This window comes from Spirochaetota bacterium (genome assembly GCA_025061835.1).
Taxonomy (GTDB): Bacteria; Spirochaetota; Brevinematia; order DTOW01; family DTOW01; genus SKYB106.
The window spans coordinates 70932-91980 of the sequence record JANXAC010000007.1 but is presented as its reverse complement, the minus strand read 5'-3'; the positions used below and the strand labels follow the sequence as shown (position 1 = coordinate 91980).

20 protein-coding genes are annotated in these 21049 nt (G+C 35.3%); 10 read left to right on the top strand and 10 right to left on the bottom strand.

Features of this window, described 5'->3' with window-relative positions; translation table 11 throughout:
• A partial coding sequence (locus tag NZ579_04380; GenBank protein MCS7299186.1) for a hypothetical protein occupies positions 1 to 789 on the bottom strand: 789 nt, incomplete at its 3' end.
• 274 nt (positions 790 to 1063) lie between these two features.
• Here NZ579_04380 and NZ579_04375 point away from each other — a divergent pair.
• Together NZ579_04375 and NZ579_04370 are read left to right on the top strand one after the other, a co-directional pair.
• A complete protein-coding gene (locus NZ579_04375; GenBank protein ID MCS7299185.1) occupies positions 1064 to 2608 on the top strand; it encodes a hypothetical protein in 1545 nt (514 codons plus the stop codon).
• A 74-nt stretch (positions 2609 to 2682) separates the two neighbouring features.
• Positions 2683 to 4632: a sigma-70 family RNA polymerase sigma factor gene (locus NZ579_04370; GenBank protein MCS7299184.1), complete on the top strand. Its 1950-nt coding sequence runs from the start codon at positions 2683 to 2685 to the stop codon at positions 4630 to 4632.
• A gap of 340 nt (positions 4633 to 4972) precedes the next feature.
• Here the strand turns inward: NZ579_04370 and NZ579_04365 are convergent, their stop codons facing one another.
• Positions 4973 to 7414: a DNA translocase FtsK gene (locus tag NZ579_04365; protein ID MCS7299183.1), complete on the bottom strand. Its 2442-nt coding sequence runs from the start codon at positions 7412 to 7414 to the stop codon at positions 4973 to 4975.
• A 184-nt stretch (positions 7415 to 7598) separates the two neighbouring features.
• Here NZ579_04365 and NZ579_04360 point away from each other — a divergent pair, with 184 nt between their 5' ends.
• Complete coding sequence (locus NZ579_04360; GenBank protein ID MCS7299182.1) at positions 7599 to 8648, top strand: hypothetical protein; 1050 nt, start codon at positions 7599 to 7601, stop codon at positions 8646 to 8648.
• Here NZ579_04360 and coaD read toward each other — a convergent pair.
• Entirely contained in the window at positions 8632 to 9120 is a 489-nt protein-coding gene (gene coaD / locus NZ579_04355; GenBank protein MCS7299181.1) for a pantetheine-phosphate adenylyltransferase, read from the bottom strand. The genes NZ579_04360 and coaD overlap by 17 nt on opposite strands.
• A 381-nt stretch (positions 9121 to 9501) precedes the next feature.
• On the opposite strand from coaD, the gene NZ579_04350 reads away from it, so the two are divergent.
• Positions 9502 to 10230, top strand: coding sequence for a hypothetical protein (locus tag NZ579_04350; GenBank protein ID MCS7299180.1), 729 nt, complete (start codon positions 9502 to 9504; stop codon positions 10228 to 10230).
• Here NZ579_04350 and pdxA read toward each other — a convergent pair.
• Genes pdxA through NZ579_04325 form a run of 5 tightly spaced genes read right to left on the bottom strand, consistent with a single transcriptional unit; the run spans position 10195 to position 13249 of the window.
• Positions 10195 to 11169: a 4-hydroxythreonine-4-phosphate dehydrogenase PdxA gene (gene pdxA, locus NZ579_04345; protein ID MCS7299179.1), complete on the bottom strand. Its 975-nt coding sequence runs from the start codon at positions 11167 to 11169 to the stop codon at positions 10195 to 10197. The genes NZ579_04350 and pdxA overlap by 36 nt on opposite strands.
• 16 nt (positions 11170 to 11185) lie before the next feature.
• Positions 11186 to 11593, bottom strand: a complete 408-nt coding sequence (locus tag NZ579_04340) for a response regulator (GenBank protein ID MCS7299178.1) — start codon at positions 11591 to 11593, stop codon at positions 11186 to 11188.
• Complete coding sequence (locus tag NZ579_04335; GenBank protein MCS7299177.1) at positions 11590 to 12303, bottom strand: hypothetical protein; 714 nt, start codon at positions 12301 to 12303, stop codon at positions 11590 to 11592. The genes NZ579_04340 and NZ579_04335 overlap by 4 nt, the downstream gene beginning before the upstream one ends.
• Positions 12304 to 12305: 2 nt before the next feature.
• Positions 12306 to 12779, bottom strand: coding sequence for a chemotaxis protein CheX (locus tag NZ579_04330; GenBank protein ID MCS7299176.1), 474 nt, complete (start codon positions 12777 to 12779; stop codon positions 12306 to 12308).
• A 2-nt stretch (positions 12780 to 12781) separates the two neighbouring features.
• On the bottom strand, positions 12782 to 13249 hold the full coding sequence (locus NZ579_04325; GenBank protein MCS7299175.1) for a chemotaxis protein CheW: 468 nt from the start codon (positions 13247 to 13249) through the stop codon (positions 12782 to 12784).
• A gap of 354 nt (positions 13250 to 13603) precedes the next feature.
• On the opposite strand from NZ579_04325, the gene NZ579_04320 reads away from it, so the two are divergent.
• Entirely contained in the window at positions 13604 to 14170 is a 567-nt protein-coding gene (locus NZ579_04320; GenBank protein ID MCS7299174.1) for an elongation factor P, read from the top strand.
• A 9-nt stretch (positions 14171 to 14179) separates the two neighbouring features.
• Here NZ579_04320 and carA read toward each other — a convergent pair whose 3' ends face one another.
• The gene (carA, locus tag NZ579_04315) at positions 14180 to 15271 is read right to left on the bottom strand and encodes a glutamine-hydrolyzing carbamoyl-phosphate synthase small subunit (GenBank protein MCS7299173.1); all 1092 of its coding nucleotides are present in this window, start codon (positions 15269 to 15271) and stop codon (positions 14180 to 14182) included.
• Positions 15272 to 15547: 276 nt separating this feature from the next.
• Between carA and NZ579_04310 the strand changes: the two genes are divergently transcribed.
• The 5 genes from NZ579_04310 to NZ579_04290 all read left to right on the top strand — a co-directional run bounded on the left by NZ579_04310 (position 15548) and on the right by NZ579_04290 (position 20420).
• Complete coding sequence (locus NZ579_04310) at positions 15548 to 16840, top strand: sugar ABC transporter substrate-binding protein (GenBank protein MCS7299172.1); 1293 nt, start codon at positions 15548 to 15550, stop codon at positions 16838 to 16840.
• Between the two features lie 36 nt (positions 16841 to 16876).
• Positions 16877 to 18340, top strand: coding sequence for a hypothetical protein (locus tag NZ579_04305; protein MCS7299171.1), 1464 nt, complete (start codon positions 16877 to 16879; stop codon positions 18338 to 18340).
• A gap of 231 nt (positions 18341 to 18571) precedes the next feature.
• Positions 18572 to 19603, top strand: a complete 1032-nt coding sequence (pheS, locus tag NZ579_04300) for a phenylalanine--tRNA ligase subunit alpha (protein ID MCS7299170.1) — start codon at positions 18572 to 18574, stop codon at positions 19601 to 19603.
• 136 nt (positions 19604 to 19739) lie between these two features.
• Positions 19740 to 19943 (top strand): mercury transporter, encoded by a 204-nt coding sequence (locus NZ579_04295; GenBank protein ID MCS7299169.1) that lies wholly within the window; start codon positions 19740 to 19742, stop codon positions 19941 to 19943.
• Between the two features lie 12 nt (positions 19944 to 19955).
• A complete protein-coding gene (locus tag NZ579_04290; GenBank protein ID MCS7299168.1) occupies positions 19956 to 20420 on the top strand; it encodes a CoA-binding protein in 465 nt (154 codons plus the stop codon).
• Here NZ579_04290 and tmk read toward each other — a convergent pair whose 3' ends face one another.
• On the bottom strand, positions 20421 to 21047 hold the full coding sequence (gene tmk / locus NZ579_04285; GenBank protein ID MCS7299167.1) for a dTMP kinase: 627 nt from the start codon (positions 21045 to 21047) through the stop codon (positions 20421 to 20423).
• Positions 21048 to 21049: the final 2 nt, after the last annotated feature.

Sequence of the window (21049 nt, the reverse complement as noted above, 5' to 3'; positions counted from 1 at the left end):
GAAACTTATGTAGTCCCTTTTTATGTAGAACACAACATCCCTACCAAAAACAGCATATTCAACACCAGACTCATTGACCATTCTGGAACTCAACTGACTATATGCTTGATCCATATTGATATCTGGCATATATTCCATAGCCCTTATAACAAATCCCGTATCACTATAATACTTATCTTCTTTGCCCTTAACTTTTACAGCATAGAAGAAAGGTAGTTTACCAAATATACTTTCAAGGAAAGACCTATTAAATATTGCTGGATAAAATTTTGCCCCTATAACTCCCTTGTTAAGTATGTAGAAATAAACAAATCCTCTTTTTCCAAGTGAAAAAAACAAATCATTAGTTATTTTCCTACTTTTCATTATATCTCTCAAAAGCAAGGTAAGTTCCAAATCTTCTGAAAACGAGCTATCCTTTGAGTAAAATCTCTCACCATCGTAATAAAAACAGGATAGAATAAAACCTTGTTCATTAGTTTTGACTATACTATAAGCATCTGACTGTTGATATAAACTCTTTTCAATAACGTTTTTGAAAAAGCTGTACTCGTCAACCCTGTTTTGAAGAATATAATCTCCGTATGAGTTTATTGAACTTACCATTCTACCGAAAATATCGTTTCTTGCCCCTTCATTTATAGAATCAACTACGTTCCTGATACTTTCCTTAAATCTTGCGTAAAAAATATTGAGAACATAATTCATAACTACAAAGACTACTAGGAATACAATCAATGCAAATACAATAGCACTTTTTGTTGCAAAACCAAACCTGAATTTTCTCATAATACCACCTCGTAAGTCATAAATTTATGATGAAGAATTTCATTAAGTATTTTCTATATGCTAATTATAAAGGCTAAAACTCACAACTAACTTGAAATCTTTCTCATATATAAAATTGGTAGCCAAAATTAGTGTGTTTTATAAGAATTACAACACAACTATCCTTACTATTCACTAACCTCACTTTACAACTCATCACTTGTATGATTATAATGAAGATAGATTAGATTGAATGTTATGTAAAAACCATCTAGTGTTTCCGAAAATTATGGAAATGGTAAGGATTCGCAGAATTATCATAGTGTCATTGTTCAAAATACTGTTTTTGATATCTTATGAGGCATTTGGTCAATCTGGTATAAGTTCAAAATACATAGAAGTTGTTATGGACAATTCTAGTGGTAGGTTTTATATTTCAACGCTTGTGGGTGATCCTGACAATCCGAATGATGATAAAAAGAGAATACTTTTTGAGAAGATGCCTCCGACAACTTACCCATCAATACTTGTGAATGACGAAGGCTTTGCTGTTGGGACTGATGATGGATACTTTGAAAATAGACCTGGTTTATCAAAGAATAGGCTAGTTTGGACATGGCGACCAAAGAAGTATGATAAGATAAAACTTCTTCAGATAATTGAAATAATAACTAACCCTTTTACTTTGAGAGATGATACTGTTAGAATAAGTTATATCGTTGTTAATGAAGACAACAAGGAACACAGAGTAAATGTAAGACTACTACTTGATACTACTTTGGGTGAAGGTGATGTGGCTCCATTCTTTGTGCCGCCGTATGGGAAGATAGATAGTGAAACGGTTTTCTACGAAGGGAATATGCCTAATATTTGGTACTCTTTTGACTCGGTAAAAGATCCTAAAGTTAGAAGTATGGGAATTGTAAGTGGGATCGCAGATGTGTCAACTCCATCAATGTTAGTATTTGCGAACTGGAGAAAACTAGACAGGGATAAATTTAAGTATCTTCCAGAAGTTGGTAGCTCACTTGGAGGAGGACTGTTTGGGGGCAGAGATGCAGCTGTTGGTATATACTTCAAAGAAGTTTTACTGAAACCTCAAGAACTTACCCTATATTCAACCATATACGGACTGTATGGTGATACGCTTAAGAAGTTTGATAGTTTCTCTACATCACTTACTACTCCAGAGGAAGTAACGAAATTTCCGTTCATAGCGTCTGTAAGCATTGAGAACACATCCGGTGTTGATGTTAAGGACCTATCTGTAGAAATTGAACTAAACACGAATTACTTCTATGTAACGAACAACAAAGTATTTACTTTAACGAACTTCAAGATCAACGACACAGTTTTGTTCTCGTGGGATGTCTTTGGAAATCAGGGGATACCTAGTGGAGAATACGAAGTCAAAGTTAAGGTATCAGGTTTTGCTATATCAACCAACATATATGGTGAGGTCTCCAGAAAATTTAAGTTCATAAGTTTAGCTACGAATGTTCAAACGGTTGATACTAAAGAACTGGGAATAAAGCAGACAAATGTATCAACAAACTTCTTCCAAACTAATTTTTTTGTGATAACGAATTATTATAACTACACAAATTATTTCACCAATACAACCTATATTACAAATCTTTACGAGTATATACAGATTGATGAGAGACAGCGAATCAAAAGTGTAATAGACAAGTTGAATAGAGAACTTGATTATCTTATAAGTATTTATTACATTACTACTGACAAAGAAGAACGGAATAGAATAAGAGAGAGAATGAAGTTCATAAAAGAACAGATAGAGGTTGAAAAGGAAAAGTTAAAAGTTATTCTAGGTTTTTAGGATTTTTTCAACTTTTATTGTATATATAATAATGTGTTTCTCTTTTCTTTCTATTCGCCTTTTAAGGAGGTAGTATGAAGGATATTTTTAAAGGTAGAGGGTTTGAAGAAGACCTTGAAGGATTCCATTTAGTTGATGAAAGTGAAAATGATGTATCAAGTGATACTGTTGAGGAGATTGATGATAGTGAAGATGTGAATGATATTGAGGATCATATTGATGATCCGTATGAAGACTATAATGATGAAGATTCTAGGGATGAAGAGGTTGAGAGTTTATCTTTATCAACGAGAGAAGGTTCTACATCAAGCGAAGATGAAGAGGAAGAGATTGATATAGAAAAGGAGATTATGAGTATTCCAGCGGTCAAGAAAATTATCTCTCTAGGCTCAATAAAGGGTAAAATTTCCTATGAAGAGATAAATGATTTACTACCTGAAGATTTTGATCCTGAAAGGATAGAGTATCTTTTTGGTATCCTACAGAAGATGGGGATAGAGATAATTGAAGATATAAAACAAGATGATGAGATTGACTCAAAACTGATAAATCTAGACGGATTTTCTACGAATGATAATCCTTTGAGAATCTATATGAAGAAGATAGGATACGCAAAACTTCTCACTCATGAGGACGAGATAGAACTCACTAAACAGATGGAGGAGGGGAATCAGGAGATATACAGAGTTGCAAATGAGTCCGGTGTTATAATATTTGAGGTTAAGAGAGCACTTGACAGGGCGAAGGAGAGTAGGAGTAAGTTGTATGAAGTTTTGTCTCTACCTAGGATATACAGTTTTTCACCTAAAGATAGGAAGGCTCTTTCTGAAAGGATAAAGAAACTCAGGGAAGTTGTTACTTGGGGACTTAAGAAGATAAAGACTATTCACGACCAATACCCCCCCGATGTAATACCAGTAGAGGAGGTTGATGAGGTAAGAAAGGTTCTACTTGGTGAGATAAAGGATCTGAACCTAAATATAGACCTAATAAAGAGGAGTGCGGATAGAATAATAGACCTATACAACGAAATGAATAGCAATCTTAAGGTTCTCAAAGATATAGAACTCAAGTATGGCAAGTCTGTTGATAAGATTGAGCAGATGGAAGATCTCAAATACCTTGATGAATATTTCCTTTATGAGGCGGAACTCACTGATGATGACCTTATAACAGATATCGCTAGGATAAAGAGAGCAAAACTTGCTATAAACAAAATAAAAAGGCAACTAAACATAAACGATCTATCGCTTCTGGAGGGATGGTATGCTAGAGTTAAGGAGGCGAAAGACAAGATTGAAAAGGCAAAACACAGGCTAATAGAGGCAAATTTAAGGCTTGTTGTGTCTATAGCTAAAAAGTATGTCAATAAGGGATTGTCTCTGTTTGACTTGATACAAGAAGGAAATATTGGACTTATGAAAGCAGTTGAGAAGTTTGAGTATAAGAAAGGCTTCAAATTCTCAACCTATGCAACTTGGTGGATTAAACAAGCAATTACAAGGTCCATATCAGAGCAATCAAGAACGATAAGAATACCAATTCACCTCATTGAGTATGTGAATGAAATAAGGAAGGTAGAAAAAGAGCTTATGGAAGAACTAGGAAGACAACCGCTAAATCAGGAGATAGCAGAAAGAATGGGTGTTCCAGAAGCAAGAATAGCACAGATACTAAATTCCATGAAAGATCCGATTTCACTGGATAGCCCAACCGCTAGAAGTGAAGATACTAATATCGGAGACTTTATAGAAGATGTCAAATCTGTGAATCCATACACCAAGACGATGAATAACCTTCTGTCTGAAGTCATAGAGCAAGTCCTATCAACACTACCCAAGAGAGAGCAGAAAGTTCTTAAGATGAGGTTTGGTCTTGAGGACGGTTATGTACATACATTGGAAGAGGTAGGATACATATTCAAGGTCACTCGTGAAAGAATAAGACAAATAGAAACAAAAGCACTAAAAAAACTCAAAAGCCCAGAAATAAAGAATATACTAAAAGAATACTTTGATATGTAGTTTAATAATCCCAAATCCAATATTGGTCGTTAGAATGCCTGTCTAAATCTCACTGAAAGACAGAACTCACAATAATAAACTAGTAATAGGAAAGTAAAAGGGCCATTTATCTTCTTGTATTTCTGGAAAATGTTAAACAACATTGTAGCCTCTTTAAAGTAAAACCTAACGTTGTCATCAATTTACTATTCTTGAAATACTTCTTTATCTTCTTCGTAGAACATCGCTTGAAAATTGTACTCACCCTATCTAGTAAGTAAGTTCCAAGTTCAATCCGATGACCGTTAATACTTCTTCTATTGAATTTGGTTCAGTGAGTAGTTCAAGTTGAGATTTAATCCTACTTTGTCTTACGAAACTTATCTAAAAGCGATTCATCAATTAATATTTCTCTTGGTTTGCTACCCTGTTGAGGACCTACTATACCTTCCTGTTCCATCCTTTCAATCATTCTAGCTGCGCGGTTATATCCTATCCTAAGTCTTCTCTGTAAGTAGGAAGCTGAAGCCTTCTTCTCCCTAACGACTATTTCTATCGCTTGGTTATACAGTTCGTCAGAAAACTCTTCCCCTTCATCCTCAAACTCGCTTTCCTCTCTTCTAGTCTCTTCTTCGTATTGTGATAGGTCAATGTAGTTTGGAGAGTCTTGCTCAATTAGGTAATTAACTACTCTTTCAACCTCTTCATTTGATATATAACTACCTTGAACTCTGAGTAATGTTGGATGAGATGGGCTTGTGAATAGTAAGTCTCCTTTACCGAGAAGTTTTTCTGCTCCTATTGTATCTAGTATTGTTCTTGAGTCTACTTTTGAAGCAACTCTAAAAGCGACTCTAGCAGGAAAGTTTGCCTTTATGAGTCCAGTGACAACATCTACCGACGGTCTTTGAGTTGCTATTATCAGATGTATTCCTACTGCTCTTGACATCGCAGCAAGCCTCGTTATGTAATCTTCTGTCTCTTTAGGTGATGTCATCATCAAGTCCGCATATTCATCTATTATCAAAACTATGTAAGGTAGTTTTTCAAGAGTCTCATCACCTATCTTACTAACTTTTGCATTATATTGAACGATGTCCCTACTACCTAGATATTCAAGTTTTTTATACCTATATTGCATTTCGGCAACAAGCCATTCCAAGACTGCTTTTGACTTTGAAGGTGTTGTTATAACTGGAGTCAGTAAATGAGGAATACCATTATAAACCTTAAGTTCAACTATCTTGAGGTCAATCATTATAAACTTAAGTTCATCAGGTCCTTTGCTATACAACAAACCAGCGATTATGGAATTTACATACACACTCTTACCTGAACCTGTTGAACCTGCTATTAAAAGGTGTGGCATCTGCGTTAAATCCTCAACAACAGGTCTTCCGTGAATATCTACACCTATAACGAGTGGTAGTCTAACCTTACTATCACGGTATTCCCTAGACTCAAGTATTTCCCTTATCTTAACTATTCTTCTGACCTTGTTAGGTATCTCAACTCCTATCACGGACTTCCCAGGTATAGGATAAACAATCCTAACTCTAGATGTTGCTAGGTTTAAAGCAAGGTTGTCTGATATATTAACTATCTTCGCTATCTTAGTTCCAGGCTTCGGTCTCACCTCATACATTGTAACAACAGGTCCTCTGACAACACCTTCAATATCAGCATCTATCTTGAACTCTGTGAAAGTGTTCTTTATTATCCTTTTTGTGTCTTCAACTTCTTTCAGGACATCTACGCTATTGATAGTATCAAATTCAACTTCATCCAGAAGTTCAATTGGTGGCGGATACTTACCCGTAAATACTCCAGTATCGTTGGAATAATTTACCTTATCCTTGCTAAATTCATTCAGACTCTCCTCCTCATCCTCTCTGACAATTTCAACATCCATTATTCTATTATTCTCTTTGTGTAAAGACTCATCAGCATCGCCACTGAATTTTTCAAAATCCTCTTCAAGATAACTGAAATCATCCTGACTGGTTCTGTAAGTCTCATCACTCCGAAACAGTCCTCTTAAATGATCGTAAGCAGCTAAATTCTTTTCTTGGTAGTCGTTGTCTGAAGAAGTTTTATAAACATCTTTATTCTTACTCCTATCTTTATCATCAGTATCATCTATCTCGGTTATCTCAATGAAAACATCCCTCTTTTTAGAATTACTCCCATCACTTACCGAATTAACACTAAAACCACTAGACTTTGACTGACTTGGTTGACTTTTTGGATTCTCAAAGACAACGCCTCTCTCATCATATTCAAACAAAGATCTAACAAATTCAGAGATTTTACCTATTACAAAAACTGTGCTTCCAAAGATTATCCCGGCCACCCTTGATGAAGTTCTGTATGAAGTAATAATCAGCAACAAACCTATTATTCCCAAAACCAAGAAAACTATATAAGACAACACATATCCTAGTAGATTGCTAAAGAGGTTTGACAGGTCGTATGTTATAACACCTATTATGTAAGGTTTTCGGTCTTGTGTTGATATTCCATATATCCCAAGCCATCCTATCGCAACTAGTTCCAAACCAAGAAGATTTTTGAAGAAGTGATAAAATGATCTTTTGAATACAAGAGGTAGAAAAGATATGTTGAGGAGTATAAGGAAAGGTACTGTGTTATCTTCACCTACTAATACTCTGAATATATACACAATCTTTCTCAAAATGTTTGATAGAAGGTTGTCGTATCCGAGTAATGAGGGGTAGTAAAGATACGATATTAATGGCAGTGTAAAGAAAAATATTAAAAGCCCTCCTAACAGTCTTCGCATACTGAATATTTTAAGTTTTGAAATCCCCATTTATCTATTTTGTTGAGTTATTTTTTACACAGTAGTTTGGTGTTACTTTCCGAAGAGTATTCTAAAGTTGTTGAATAACCTATCAATGAAACCTCTAAAGACTATTCAAGAAATTTTAGTTGAAACAGAGTTTTCTTTCGTTTAGATTCGTATTATGAAGTGGTTATACATTCTGATAGGTTTTTGGGTATTGTTTTCTTGTGTTCCTGAAACGAAAGAGGATCAAACTGTTGTTAAAGAGAAGGTTTTGTATAGTGAAGACAAAAAGCAAATTCTACCAGACGGTCAGCATAGTATTGTAAAACATGATATTTCAAAAAAGAAGTCCCCTTTGAACACTATACAAGGACACGCATCATACATATACTATATGGATATTTCACCTGATGGTAAGCTTATGGTTAGTGGTGGCGCGGATAAGTTTATAAGAATTTGGGATATATCAAAACTACCACAGATAAAAGAGTTAAGATCAATAAGGAGACTTTATCAACCACTATGGGGACCACCCGTGAGGTTTTCAGAGGATGGTAATTTTGTGTTTGCTGGAAGTTATGACTTTGTTGAAGTTTTTGATAAGGACCTTAAATTTATTGATAACATAAGGATAAGCGACAAAGGAATACAAAGTATAGAGGTTGGCAGAGGTAAAATATTTGCTTCAGATGTAAATGGTTTTGTTTATAGGATTTCCTTTGACGGTAAGAAACTTTACCTTGAAGATAAACAAAACATACACTCTGAAGAGATATGGAAAGTTAAACTAACATACGACAACAAATACCTTATAACTGCTAGTCTTGATAAAACATCAAAGGTTTTGGAACCAGATACTTTTAAAGTTGTCTCAACTCTGAGAGCACATGCGGGACCTTTAGAGTTTGTTGACTCATCAGGAGATAGGATAGCACTATTTTCCGCCGATAGTCATATATCACTATGGAATATGTCATTTAATCTTGAAGGTAAAATTTTTGACGATGACAAAAAGGACATAGTAGTTGGTATCTTTGATAGAAGTGGTAAATACATAATAAGTGGAGGTAAATCGTTTAAGATAAAAATCTGGAATGCTCAAAAACTGAGTTTAGAGAACACTCTGGAATGGCATAGTAATGATGTGATGTCTATAAGAGTCTCACACGATAATAATTTCCTCATATCTGGTGATAGAGATGGTAAGATTGCTATTTGGGAGTTTTAAACTTATCTTTTAACCTCTCATAAACGATTTTCGGAACCTTATTACTGACATCTCCTCCAAGGATAGCAACCTCTTTTATTATTGACGAACTTACAAACATATTCTCTTCACTTGTCATAAAGAATATGGTTTCAACTCCTTTCATATTCATATTCATCAATGCTACTTGTAATTCATACTCAAAGTCTGAAACTGCTCTTAGTCCTCTCACTATCGCTATTGCTCCGACACTCTTTACGAAATCCACAAGCAGTCCATCAAATGACATAACCTCTATTCTAGGGTTATTTTCAAAGGCTACTTTAGCCATCTCAATTCTTTCCTCTACCGTAAACAGAGGAGTTTTGTGAAAAGAACATTTAGGTATCGCTATTATCACTTTGTCAAACACCATGGAGGCTCTAGTTGCTATGTCTATATGACCGTTGGTTATAGGGTCAAACGTTCCCGGATATACAACAACTTTAACCATAAATGCTCTCTTTAACTATGACTTTGAGATTATGAAAGTCTATTACAAAGACTTACAAAGTTAATATTTAGGAGAGTTTGGTAAAAACTGAAGTTTGTAGATGAGTTAGTAATAACTTAATATAAAAATCTTATTATATCGTAAAATGAAGGCAAAAGAAGGGGAATATGACAAACAGAAAAACTATGAACCACTTTATCAGAAACTTTCTACAAGGAGGGTTGAGAATTGCTTGGGTAAGTTATGAAAATGGATTATTCGGAATACTCTTCAACAAAAATACCAGACTATTGACCAAATTTCAGTATTAACTAATATACCGAATTAATTTGTAGTATTAGCATAATTTTATTCACAATTCTGAACTAATGGAGGATTGGTATGAGAAAATATATTCTTACTACCATTGCATCGTTGATGTTACTTAGTCTAGTTGGTGGAGTTTTTGCTTTATCAAAGGACTTTGATTTTGCTTCAACTGGAGGAACAGGGATAATAGTATATCCTTCAATTGATGTCTCAAGATCTTTTGAGATAGGTTTAGGATTACAGTGGGTTTTGTTTCCCGGTTCCGTTCTTTCCCCTGTTTTGAGCATTGCATTCCAAAACTTCAACTTCGGCGTTGCTGCTGATTATGACACTGGACGTAGCGGAGGAGTATTTCCAGTAATATTCTCTGCTAAATACCAGATAACATCTGGTCTAGGCATATATGGAGATCTACAATGGTTCACAAGACCAAATGACATCGGATTTTCATTTTTACTCCTAGGAGGAGATGGACTTTTTGGATTGTCAATAGGTGGTGGATGGGATTTGACTTTCGGGTTTGGTATTGCCTTCGCTCCGAATTACGATTGGAACCTAAATGTGTTTTTCGGCATTCAGAAGTCAATACTTTCAGACGTTCTATTCTTGAAAGCAGAGCTGGCTAACTACTCCTACAGAGTAATCTATGACCCCTTCTTCTCATCTGATGGTAGAGGGGTGTTTAACCTTGGTTTGAGTATTGTTCCTGCAAACTGGGTGTCTATAGGAATAACAGGATTTGACCTGTTGGATAACAATAGGAGTTTAGGAGTATCGCTTAACTTCAGGTTCAAACCTTAAAGCATACTTAATAGCATTAGTCATACTATCATTGTTTGCTACGCCTTTGCCTACTATATCAAAAGCAGTCCCATGATCGGGACTGCACCTAACAAAAGGTAATCCTAGTGTTACATTAATACCATCTGTAAAATGAAGTAATTTGAAGCCAATCAAACCTTGGTCGTGGTATAGACATACAAGACAGTTAAGTTTCCTTTTCTTGTATTCTACAAATGCTGTGTCTGGTGGTAGAGGTCCTATGACATCCATCCCTAACTCTCTTATAGCATCTAGTATCTCTTTTTCCTCGTTGCCTAAAGTTCCACCTTCTCCCGCGTGTGGGTTAAGCCCGCATATACCAACTAATGGATTATCATTCCTATCAAGTGTTCTAGCCCAGTTATAGGAATTCAATATCGTTCTCTTTATGTTATCTTTCTTTACATATCTACCTACTTCCATAAGAGGGATATGATCGGTAAGCAACACAACTCTAAAATCATCACTATAAAATGCCATGTTGTAGTTAGTTATATCAAAATGCTTCGCATAGTATCCAGTATGACCTTTAAAACCCTGATGTATTCTTGATATTCTTTCTTTTGACACAGGAGAATTAACAACGGAATTTATTACACTAGATTTCAAAAGCTCAATTGATTTGTTGATGCTTTCTAGCGAAACTCTGGCAGATGACTCTTCAGATGATACTAAGTCTTCTAAACTTATCTTCCCAAAATCTATACCAACATCTACTACTGGAATACCTTTAACTTTAGTCTCTTGATAGTTGCGAAAATTTAAGTCAAAACCATAATAATTAGCCCAAAACCTAAATAGTTCTGTGCTTCCTATTAGAAGGATTCTGCTTAACTGATCATTACTAAGTTGCAGTATTGATTTAAGTATAACCTCAGGTCCTATTCCAGAAGGATCGCCTATCGTTATTCCTACCATCAAGTATTAAGCATATTTAAGCACCAAGAATGGCTTTTATTCTTTCAAGAACCTTTAATCTGTCAAGTGGCTTCAAGATGAAACCCTTTGCACCATTCATTATAGCAGTCTTTACTATATCTTCCCTTCCTAAAGCGGTTACCATAATTATTTTTGCGTTTTTATCAAAAGACAGGATTTCCTTAAGAACCTGAAGACCGTCAATGTCAGGCATAGTAATGTCAAGCGTCATAAAATCAACATTTGGATAAAGTTCTTTATACATTCTTATGGCATCCTCCCCCCTAGGAGCATTACCTACCACTTCAATACCTGCTGACATGAGTATTTGAGTAATCTGCTTTAGTGTAAAAGCCGAGTCATCTACGACGAGTGCTTTGTATTTACTACCATCAGGTTTAACTATGTTTACTTGTTCTATCATAAATTACCTCCTGACTGAAAACTTCTCACTGCAGAAAATTCATTAGGGAATATTAAACTTTCTTGTATTCCTTCTTCAACTAAAATGTTCTTTATTTTCTCTCTCACCAGAACAAACTTGACTTCAGAACCGCTGTTAAGTAATTCTTTAAGCCGTTTCAAGACATCTGTGTCTAGACTCATGGAACTTATTCCGTTTAAGGATATTATTACCTTGCTAGATTTACTTACTATTTCTTTTAAGTCGTCAATTATCTCTTCTTGTAGATAGCCAAGGACATTAACTGTAGTTATGCCATTTACTACTCTCGTATATATAGCAAAACCTTTCTTTGCATTCCTTTCGCTAATTTCTTCCCTCAACTGATATTCGTTTATATGTTTAAGAAGAACTTGTGGGTCTAATGGTTTTTTGAGATACTTATATATACCCATCCTTGAAATATCTATAATATCCTTGTAAGATTGACTATCACCTAATACGAAAAGAGGTTTGTTAAGATCAAGATCTCTTATTTTCGCTATCGTTTCTTTTAATACGGATGGAAATACATCAATTACAATAATGTCATTATTTTTGACGAAGTTTTGAAGGTTTTCCTTTGAGAGAAGTGAAACAGACATCAAATTTACTTGTAATCCTTTTCTTTTAAGGTACGAAGATATGTTACTTCCGCTGAGAAATATATTAGTTAATATACCTACTTTCATAACTACGATTCTTTCAATGCAATGTTTATCTCAATTTGCCCTATTGGTAGTATTATTGGAACTACTAGAGTTTCTATCTGTGGTGTATCAATATCGTAGTCTTTACCTGTTATAACGGTTGGTGGGGTCAGGACGAAAGCAAATCCTTTTTTATATAACTTTGCTATAGCGCTACCAGTTATTATGTTACCTAACTCACTTAAAGCAGATTTTTCATACTCACCTATTTGGGATATGGAATTAAAGCTACTAGATGTCATTGCCTGTAGTATTTTTAGAGCTGTAGGCTCTTCCATATCTATTATGACTCTTCCGTTAGCAGGGCCTGTAATACCTATTATTATGCTTACAGAATGAGATGGCGTGATACTCTTCTTGAGAAAGAGCTCACCTCTCTTTATGCTATCTGTTCTTAAAACCTCTGACAGGACCTCAAAGGTAGCCTCTATGAAAGGATTTATATATTCTATCCTCATAATTACCTCCTAGTAGATTTGTAGAATTCTCTGTTTGATTTATCTATATATTTGACTATGCTTTCAACATCAATTACGCCAACTAGAGTATTGAGTTCTTTTACATCAACAAAAAACTTCACAAACTTTAGGTCTTTCCAAATATTCTCGGTGTAGCTCCTTATATCTGATTCTTCAGCATAAACAACCTTATATAGTTTATCAACCAGAAGACACATTTTTTTCTCCCCAACTCTACAAGTTATAACATTGTTAAGTATGTTCCCGTTTATCTCTTTCCTAACTCCGAAAAGTATAGTTCCTAGACTGAACACAGGTATTATCTCACCCCTCATATTGACAAGACCTACGGTAAAACTTGGAACTTTAGGTATAACGAAGAATTCCTTATTTGTTATTATCTCAACTATGTTGTCAATCTCTATACCAAAGAATCTATTATCTACGCTAACTGGTGTTATTGATAGCATCCTTCTGAAGCCATTATAAAAGATAATTCGTGTCTCTTTCTATAACAATGTTATGAGTTTTTGTCAAGAGTTTGGTATTTTTTTGTAGAAGAGTAACTCTTAATGCCTCGTGTTCATAACTTGCCCACGCAGTTTTCAAATCTTTCCTGTCTTTAAAATAGATCAAATAGAAAGTTTTCGATAAAGGGATTTATAGTTTTTTGCTGGTTTTTCTTTCTTTTACCTTTATTTTACGAGGCGAGATGAGATTCTTTCACATTAATTTTTACCGGTCCATCCTATAAACTTCAGAGCCGGTTTCTATTGAAAGTTAAATTTTACTTTTATAAACTTAAATTACTCCTGGAGGATAGTATGGCAGAAACAAAAAATGTAGTAGACGTTCATAAGGGTGATTTTTTAAGTATAGATGGTGAAGTTTGTAGAGTTATAGAGATTGACAAAAAAAGTGGTGGTGGTCAGTTTGGATCAATAGTTCATGTGAAATATGTTGTCCTTTCAACGGGTAGTTTTCACGATAGAAGGTTCAATCCTTCAGACAAGGTTGAAGTACCAGATGTTCAGATGGTAAAGTGTGTTTTTTCATACAAAGATCAAGATACATTCTACTTTATGGATGAAGAGAACTATGAGCAGTATGAGGTTAGCGCTTCTTCATTAGGTAAATTTGGGAACTTTCTAAAAGAGAACGATGAGGTTGAGGTAGTTATCTACGAAGGTAGAGCAATATCGGTTAATAAACCGGAGAAGATAAAGGTTAAGGTCCTACAAACAGGTGATGTATCTTCTGGAACCGATAAGAGTGTTTGGAAGCCTGCAGTGATTGAGGGGAATATAGAGATAATGGTTCCGGGGTTTATAAAAACAGGAGACTCAATAATGATAGATACAGAGAAGTTTGAGTATATAGGTAGAGAGTAGATTGGCTCACTAAGCTTTTCCAATCATTTTGATAAAATCATCAAAAAGATACCTTGAATCGTGAGGACCTGGTCCTGCCTCTGGGTGATACTGAACAGCCATAAGGTTTCTACTTTCACAGACTATACCTTCTACTGATTGATCATTCAGGTTAATGTGAGATACCTCTACATCCTTTGGTAGGGTAGAAGGATCAACTGCAAATCCGTGATTCTGTGAAGTTATTTCAACTCTACCTGTCATCAAGTTCTTGACAGGATGGTTAATTGCGTGGTGTCCAAACTTTAATTTATATGTTTTACCGCCTAGGGCTAGAGATATGAGTTGGTGTCCTAAACATATACCGAAGATAGGTTTTTTGCCGATCAATTCTTTAAGTAATTTTATAGCGTGTGTTGTTGCTGCAGGATCTCCAGGACCATTTGAAACGAAGATACCATCAGGTTTTAGAGACATAATATCATCAGATGAAACACTATATGGTAAGACAGTTAATCTAGCCTTTCTTTCTGCAAACAACCTTATGATATTCCATTTAACACCGTAATCAAGAGCTACGATATTATAGATACTATTCTCTACTTCTATGATTGTCTTTTTTTCCTTTGTTGAGACATCAATCGTCAAATCAAGTCCTACCATGTCAGGAAGGTTTTTAACTTCTTTCTTGAGTTTTTCAACTTGGTCTATTTCGTGTGATATTATAGCCATCATTGCTCCGTTGTCTCTAATGTGTCTAGTTAATCTTCTTGTATCTACTCTGTCAATAGCAACTATCTTGTTATCCACAAGGTATTCTCTTATTGACATTTTTGAGTCGGAGTTGCTCGGGTAGTCGCAGATTTCTCTCATTACAAATCCTGCTACTTTCGGAGAGTCAGACTCAACATCGTTGTGGTTGACACCATAATTCCCAATGTGAGGGTAGGTCATTACAACAATCTGCCGGTGATATGAAGGGTCTGTTAGTATTTCTTGATAGCCTGTCATACCAGTGTTGAAGACGACTTCCCCCCAAGTAGTTCCTCGGTATCCGACCGACCTACCAAAAAACGCAGTCCCATCTTTTAGGATCAAAACCGCATCTTTCTTAAAGTTCATATTATTCTAATTCTTTACGATAATATTAGTCATTGTCAAAACTTAAATCTTTTATAACTAATAGCTACCCTTCTTAATGGTCACCAAAGAGACCAATATGAAGTGAAATCTTTGAGCTAACAATCGCCGCATAGGGTCAAAATTAGTTAATAATCAAAGTCTTGGATGTTATCTATCTCCTAAATGAGAAAATTAGAAATTACTGCATTTCAGCGAATTTTCTTTACAAATATCTGATGAGTATTTATAATTAGAGGCATATTAAAGGAGGTTACTATGCAGGCATTCAGGTATCTGATATTAGGGATAGTAGTGTTTTCAACTGTGATGTTGTGGTCCTGTGGGGCGCCCTCAAACAAACTAGTGTTTATGTATTGGGGAACTACTGAGGAGAAAGAGGTAGTATTGAGTTACATAAACTCTTTTATCCAACAAAATCCAGGTGTTGAGATTGAAGGCATACATGTCGACTCTCTGAACTTTGGTCAAAAACTGAAGACAATGATAGCAGGTGGAACACCACCGGATGTTTTTTATCTTGATATAGAAGACTTTGCAGGATTGGTATCTAGGGGACATCTACTTCAACTTGATGACTTTCTAAACCGAGACAAAGATGAAGTTAATCCTAGTGATTTCTTTGAAGCACCTTTTAACGAGTTTAGGTATAAGGGTAGGTTATACGGAATAGCAAAAGACTTTACAACACTCGTTCTATACTACAACATGGATATGTTTGATAAGTTTGGTGTAAAGTATCCGAACGATAACTGGACATGGGATGACTTCGTAAGTGCATCTAAGAAACTTACTAAAGACCTGAATGGTGATGGTAACATTGACCAGTATGGATTTGTGCTAGAGACTTGGGCGAACTGGTGGAGAAACTGGGTGTATGCGAATGGTGGAACATTTTTTGATAACGATGGTAATTTTGTTCTAGGTAAAGAGCCTTATCTTAAACCAAATGCGGAGGCAGTCCAATTCCTTGCTGACCTTATTTGGGTTCACAAGGCAGCACCTAAAATGACCGCAGCCAGAGATTTCGGGAGCGGAGATGCTATGTTCGTTGATGGTAGAGCAGGAATGGCTGCTTATGGAAGATGGGCTACCTTAAGGTTTAGAGAAATAACCAAATTCAAGTGGAATGTTGCTCAAATGCCAAAAGGAAAAGTTAAAAGAGCATCAACGCTTTTCACAGTCGCCTACTGCGCATACGCAACTACCAAAAACCCAGAACTCTCGTGGAAACTCATAAAGTTCCTATCAAGTCCTGAAATACAGAAGGATGTTGCCAACAGTGGTCTTGCTATACCTATAAGAAAATCAGTCGCGTACTCTGATGCATTCCTAAAAGCATCAGCGATAGTTAAAAATCAACCACAGGTTGATAGCAAAGTTTATCTTGATGCACTACAGTATGTTACAGATTTCAAAAGACCTGTAAAATGGATAGAGATTAGAGATATTCTTGATGAATACATCCAGAAAGTTCTAAACAATGAGATGAAAGCGGTAGAAGCACTAAAAGAACTCCAACTTGATGTTGAAGATACATTAGGAGAATAAACTATAAAGGGGGTTTTATACCCCCACCGATTGTTGATGAACTCTCAATCAAAGTTTTCAGAACTAGTTGATCTAATTCTATCTGGCAAGATCAACTCTTTTTCAAAACTAAAACTTGTTTTGTCAAGCAACGGTATAAAAATTGACAAAAAGGAGTTTGATGTTCTCTTCAAACTTATAAGAAGGCTATACTGGGGAATTTTTAGTGATCTGAACTTTGAAGAGTATAAGTTGCTATGGAAAGCATTAGTAATACCAGATGAAAAATATCCATCTAGTTATGGAGACTTGAAAAAGAGTGTTATTGTTGCAAACTTGTATATATCACTTCTTGATATTCACGGTTATACCACATTCTGTCAGAAGACTCGTAGAAACATAAATTCTCTACATAGACTTGACAGGTTCGTGGAGACGATAATAAGAAATACTACCAAAAAGTATGGTGTAATCTCTAGAAGAGAGCGAGGTGATGAGGTTATACTAGTAGGTGGTGATCCTGTTGATATAGTGAATGCTACTTTTGATGTTATAAACCTTTTCTCAAAGCAGATACCGATCGCAGATGTTGAGAAAGGGGAAGAACCATTCCTACCACCGTTTGAGATTTCTGGTGGTATAGTAGGTGGATATTCAACGATGCCACTTATAATAAGCGAGACTGGTGATATTCAAGGACTACTTATAAACCTAGCTGCAAGATTACAGACGAGGGCAAATGCCATCTCTCCATCAAAAACAAAGGTTATAATTGACCAGAGCGCTTACCATAAGTTCATATCTTCAGATAAACCTAAAACTGATTTTGTTAAAAATCTAAAATTTATCTTCAACGGGGATATTGAGTTCAAGGGGGGTAAATTGAAAGTATATGAAGTATATTACCGCGATGATGAGAAGTATAAGGACTTGCTATCACAACACATTAGAAGACTAACCGAAGCAATTTCGAGAAATGAATGGCAATCAAACATAATGTCCATATTAGCAGATATAGGCATCATAACATCAGATAATATACCTAAATTCTCAAAGACAGTTGAAGTGTCCCACGATAATGAGATTAAGACAATTCAAGTAGATAATGAGTATCTGTCAAAGAATTTTATGCAAATAAAATATTCGCTAACGAATTCAAGAGACTATAGAACAGCAGTGGAAAAACTGAGCCTTCTTGTAAAAATTCTTGATCAGGTGAATGAGTTTGATCAAATAGTTAAGGACTACTGTAAGTCTATATACAAAGAGCTTGAAAAAATATTTTACGAGTATGAAAGAATACTAATCAATCAGGCTAAACAAAATGCGCTTGATTCAATAACACCAGACGAAGTTGAGGTTCTGTCAAAGTTTGACTCTCAAAAGGAAGCATATTCCGTAATCCTTGATAAAGTTCATTCAGATACGAAATCAATACAGAAAAGAGTTGCTATATGGAATAAAGCTTTTAACAATGTCAGAAATCAAATAAAGTTTTCGATCTACACTGGCAAGAAGTAGAGATGAAATTTTAATTGAAATAATAGTTCTTTTGAAGATACTAACTTGGGATATACAGGTATTTCTTGAAAGTTGTAATTTCCACTGTTTCTTATTCACAAATTTATGTCCTAAATAGGTATGGTTAATAGTCTTGAAAAATTCGGAAAAGAATTTGAATTCTATGTTAATCCTATGATATTATGTTTGGGACAGTAAGTGATACATCACTAAAGAGTATCTGGGGGTTTTATGGATATACAAAGCATTTTAGAGAAGTTTAACGAAGAGATAAACTCCACTGAAAAGGAAAGTGACCTCTTGTTGCTCAAGTCAAAGTATGTTGGTGGAACCATAAAAGAACTTTTTAGGAAAATCAAAGAGATAGACCCATCACAAAGAAAGGATTTTGGACAGAAGATAAATGAACTTAAGGATACCATAGAGTCTAGGATAAATGAGAAGATTGAACTTATAAGAAAGAAGTCAGTTGATGAGAAACTTAAGTCAGAATGGGTGGATATTACCTTGACTAGGAGTTATGATGTGTTGCCTTCGCTTCATCCTGTTAATATAGTAAAGGATGAATTGTGTAGGATCTTTAGTGAAATTGGTTTCAGTATTGTTGAGGGGCCTGAGATAGAGTTAGAATCGTATAATTTTGATAAACTCAACATACCTCCTAACCATCCTGCTCGTGATGATCACGATTCGTTTTATCTTAACTCTAAAGATGTTGTAAATAGGTATCTTCTAAGGACTCAAACATCACCAGTTCAGATAAGGGTTATGGAGAAGTATGAGTTTCCTGTTGCTATTGTAGCACCGGGACGTTGTTTTAGGAGAGATACTGTTGATGCAAGACACTCGCATACATTCCATCAGATAGAGGGTTTGTATGTGAATAATGATGTTAAATTCTCTGATCTCAAGGGGGTTATGGATCTATTTGCTAAGAAAATGTTTGGACCGAAGACTAGGACAAGGTTTAGAGCAGACTTTTTCCCTTTCACAGAGCCGAGTGCAGAACTTGCGGTAACTTGTCCTGGATGTAGTGGAAGTGGATGTAGTGTTTGTTCGCATACAGGATGGCTTGAGATTGCCGGTTGTGGAATGGTTCATCCAAAGGTCTTTGAAAATGCTGGTTATGACCCTACCAGAGTTAAGGGGTTCGCTTTTGGTATGGGGATAGAAAGGATTGCAATGGTTAAGTATAACATCACAGATATAAGACTCTTCTACGAGAATGATATTAGGTTCCTTAAACAGTTTCTAGGTGCTTAAAATATTGTAATAGAATTTTTTCACTTCTTAATGGCTCCTAACTTGTATGTGTATTATGTAATCTACATGAATTCAATATAGTTTTTGAACCAATCACTTGAATTAAAGTTTTGGCGTTATTATCTTTTAATATATTATGACTTATGAGATCAAGGTTGGTGGTATGACTTGTCAAGGTTGTGTAAATGCTGTTAAGATGGCTATTATGACGGCTGATAAGAATGCTATCATAAAGGATATAAAGATTGGCAAAGTTGTGGTTGAAACGGAACAGATTGAAAAGTTGAAAAATTCAATAAGTCTCTATGGATACAAAGTTGAAGAAATAAAGAAATTATAAGGAGGTTTGTCTATGGCTGATGCATGCGAAATAAACAAAGAATCTCATACATTCTCAGTCAGTATAAATAATCCAAAGATGGACGAGGAGATAGTAAAACTACTTAAGAGTTCTAAGGTTATAGCAGTAGTAGGATTATCACCAAAAGAGGATAGGCCTAGTAATGCGGTAGCAAGGTATCTTAAAGAGAAAGGCTACAGGATAGTTCCAGTAAATCCAGGGCACGATGAGATACTAGGTGAGAAGTCATACAAAAACTTGTCTGAAATACCGTTTGAGGTTGATATAGTTGATGTTTTCAGAAACCCTGCAGAGGTTGTTCCAATAGTTCAGGAAGCTGTTAAACTCAAACCCAAGTGTATATGGCTACAACTTGGTATAGTTAACGACGAAGCAAAAAAGATAGCAGAAGAAAATAACATCTTCTTCGTTCAAGATAAGTGTATTAAGATTGAGCATAATAGGTTGATAGGATAATTAAGCAATATACCCTGTTATCTTGATAACCTCCGATTTTACATGCGAGAAAATATCTTCTAACTTGCCTTTAGCATCAACTATCTTAATGTTTCTTATGTGAGGATGTTTTTGTCTTATGAAAGCGTCGTAATTATTCTTCACCTTTCTTATGTATTCAAGACCTTTACTTTCAATTCCATCCTTAACTTCTATCCTACTAAGAGATACTTCTGGATCACAATCAAGGTAGAATAGAATATCAATATAAAAGTTCTTTATTGAATATTCAGTAATTGATGTTATAATGTTCTTAAGGGTATTATCCTCAATATTCATAATCTGGTATGCGTAGGTTGATACGAAGGATCTATCCATTAGTATTATTTTCTTCACTTCGTTGTAAGGTAGAATGTAGTTTCTTAACAGGTAGGATCTGTCAGATGTGAAGAGTAGAGACTGTTCAAATATGTTGAGTTCAAGTTTCTTTGAGGTTAAAATATTCTTGAGAGATTTGCCAAGGTCCGTAGGACTAGGTTCAGAAAACCAAAAAACCTCGCCATTGAATACGCTTTTTAGTTCAGAAAATAGTAGTTTTGAGATTGTTGTTTTTCCAGTGCCATCTATTCCTTCAAAAGCAATTACCATAC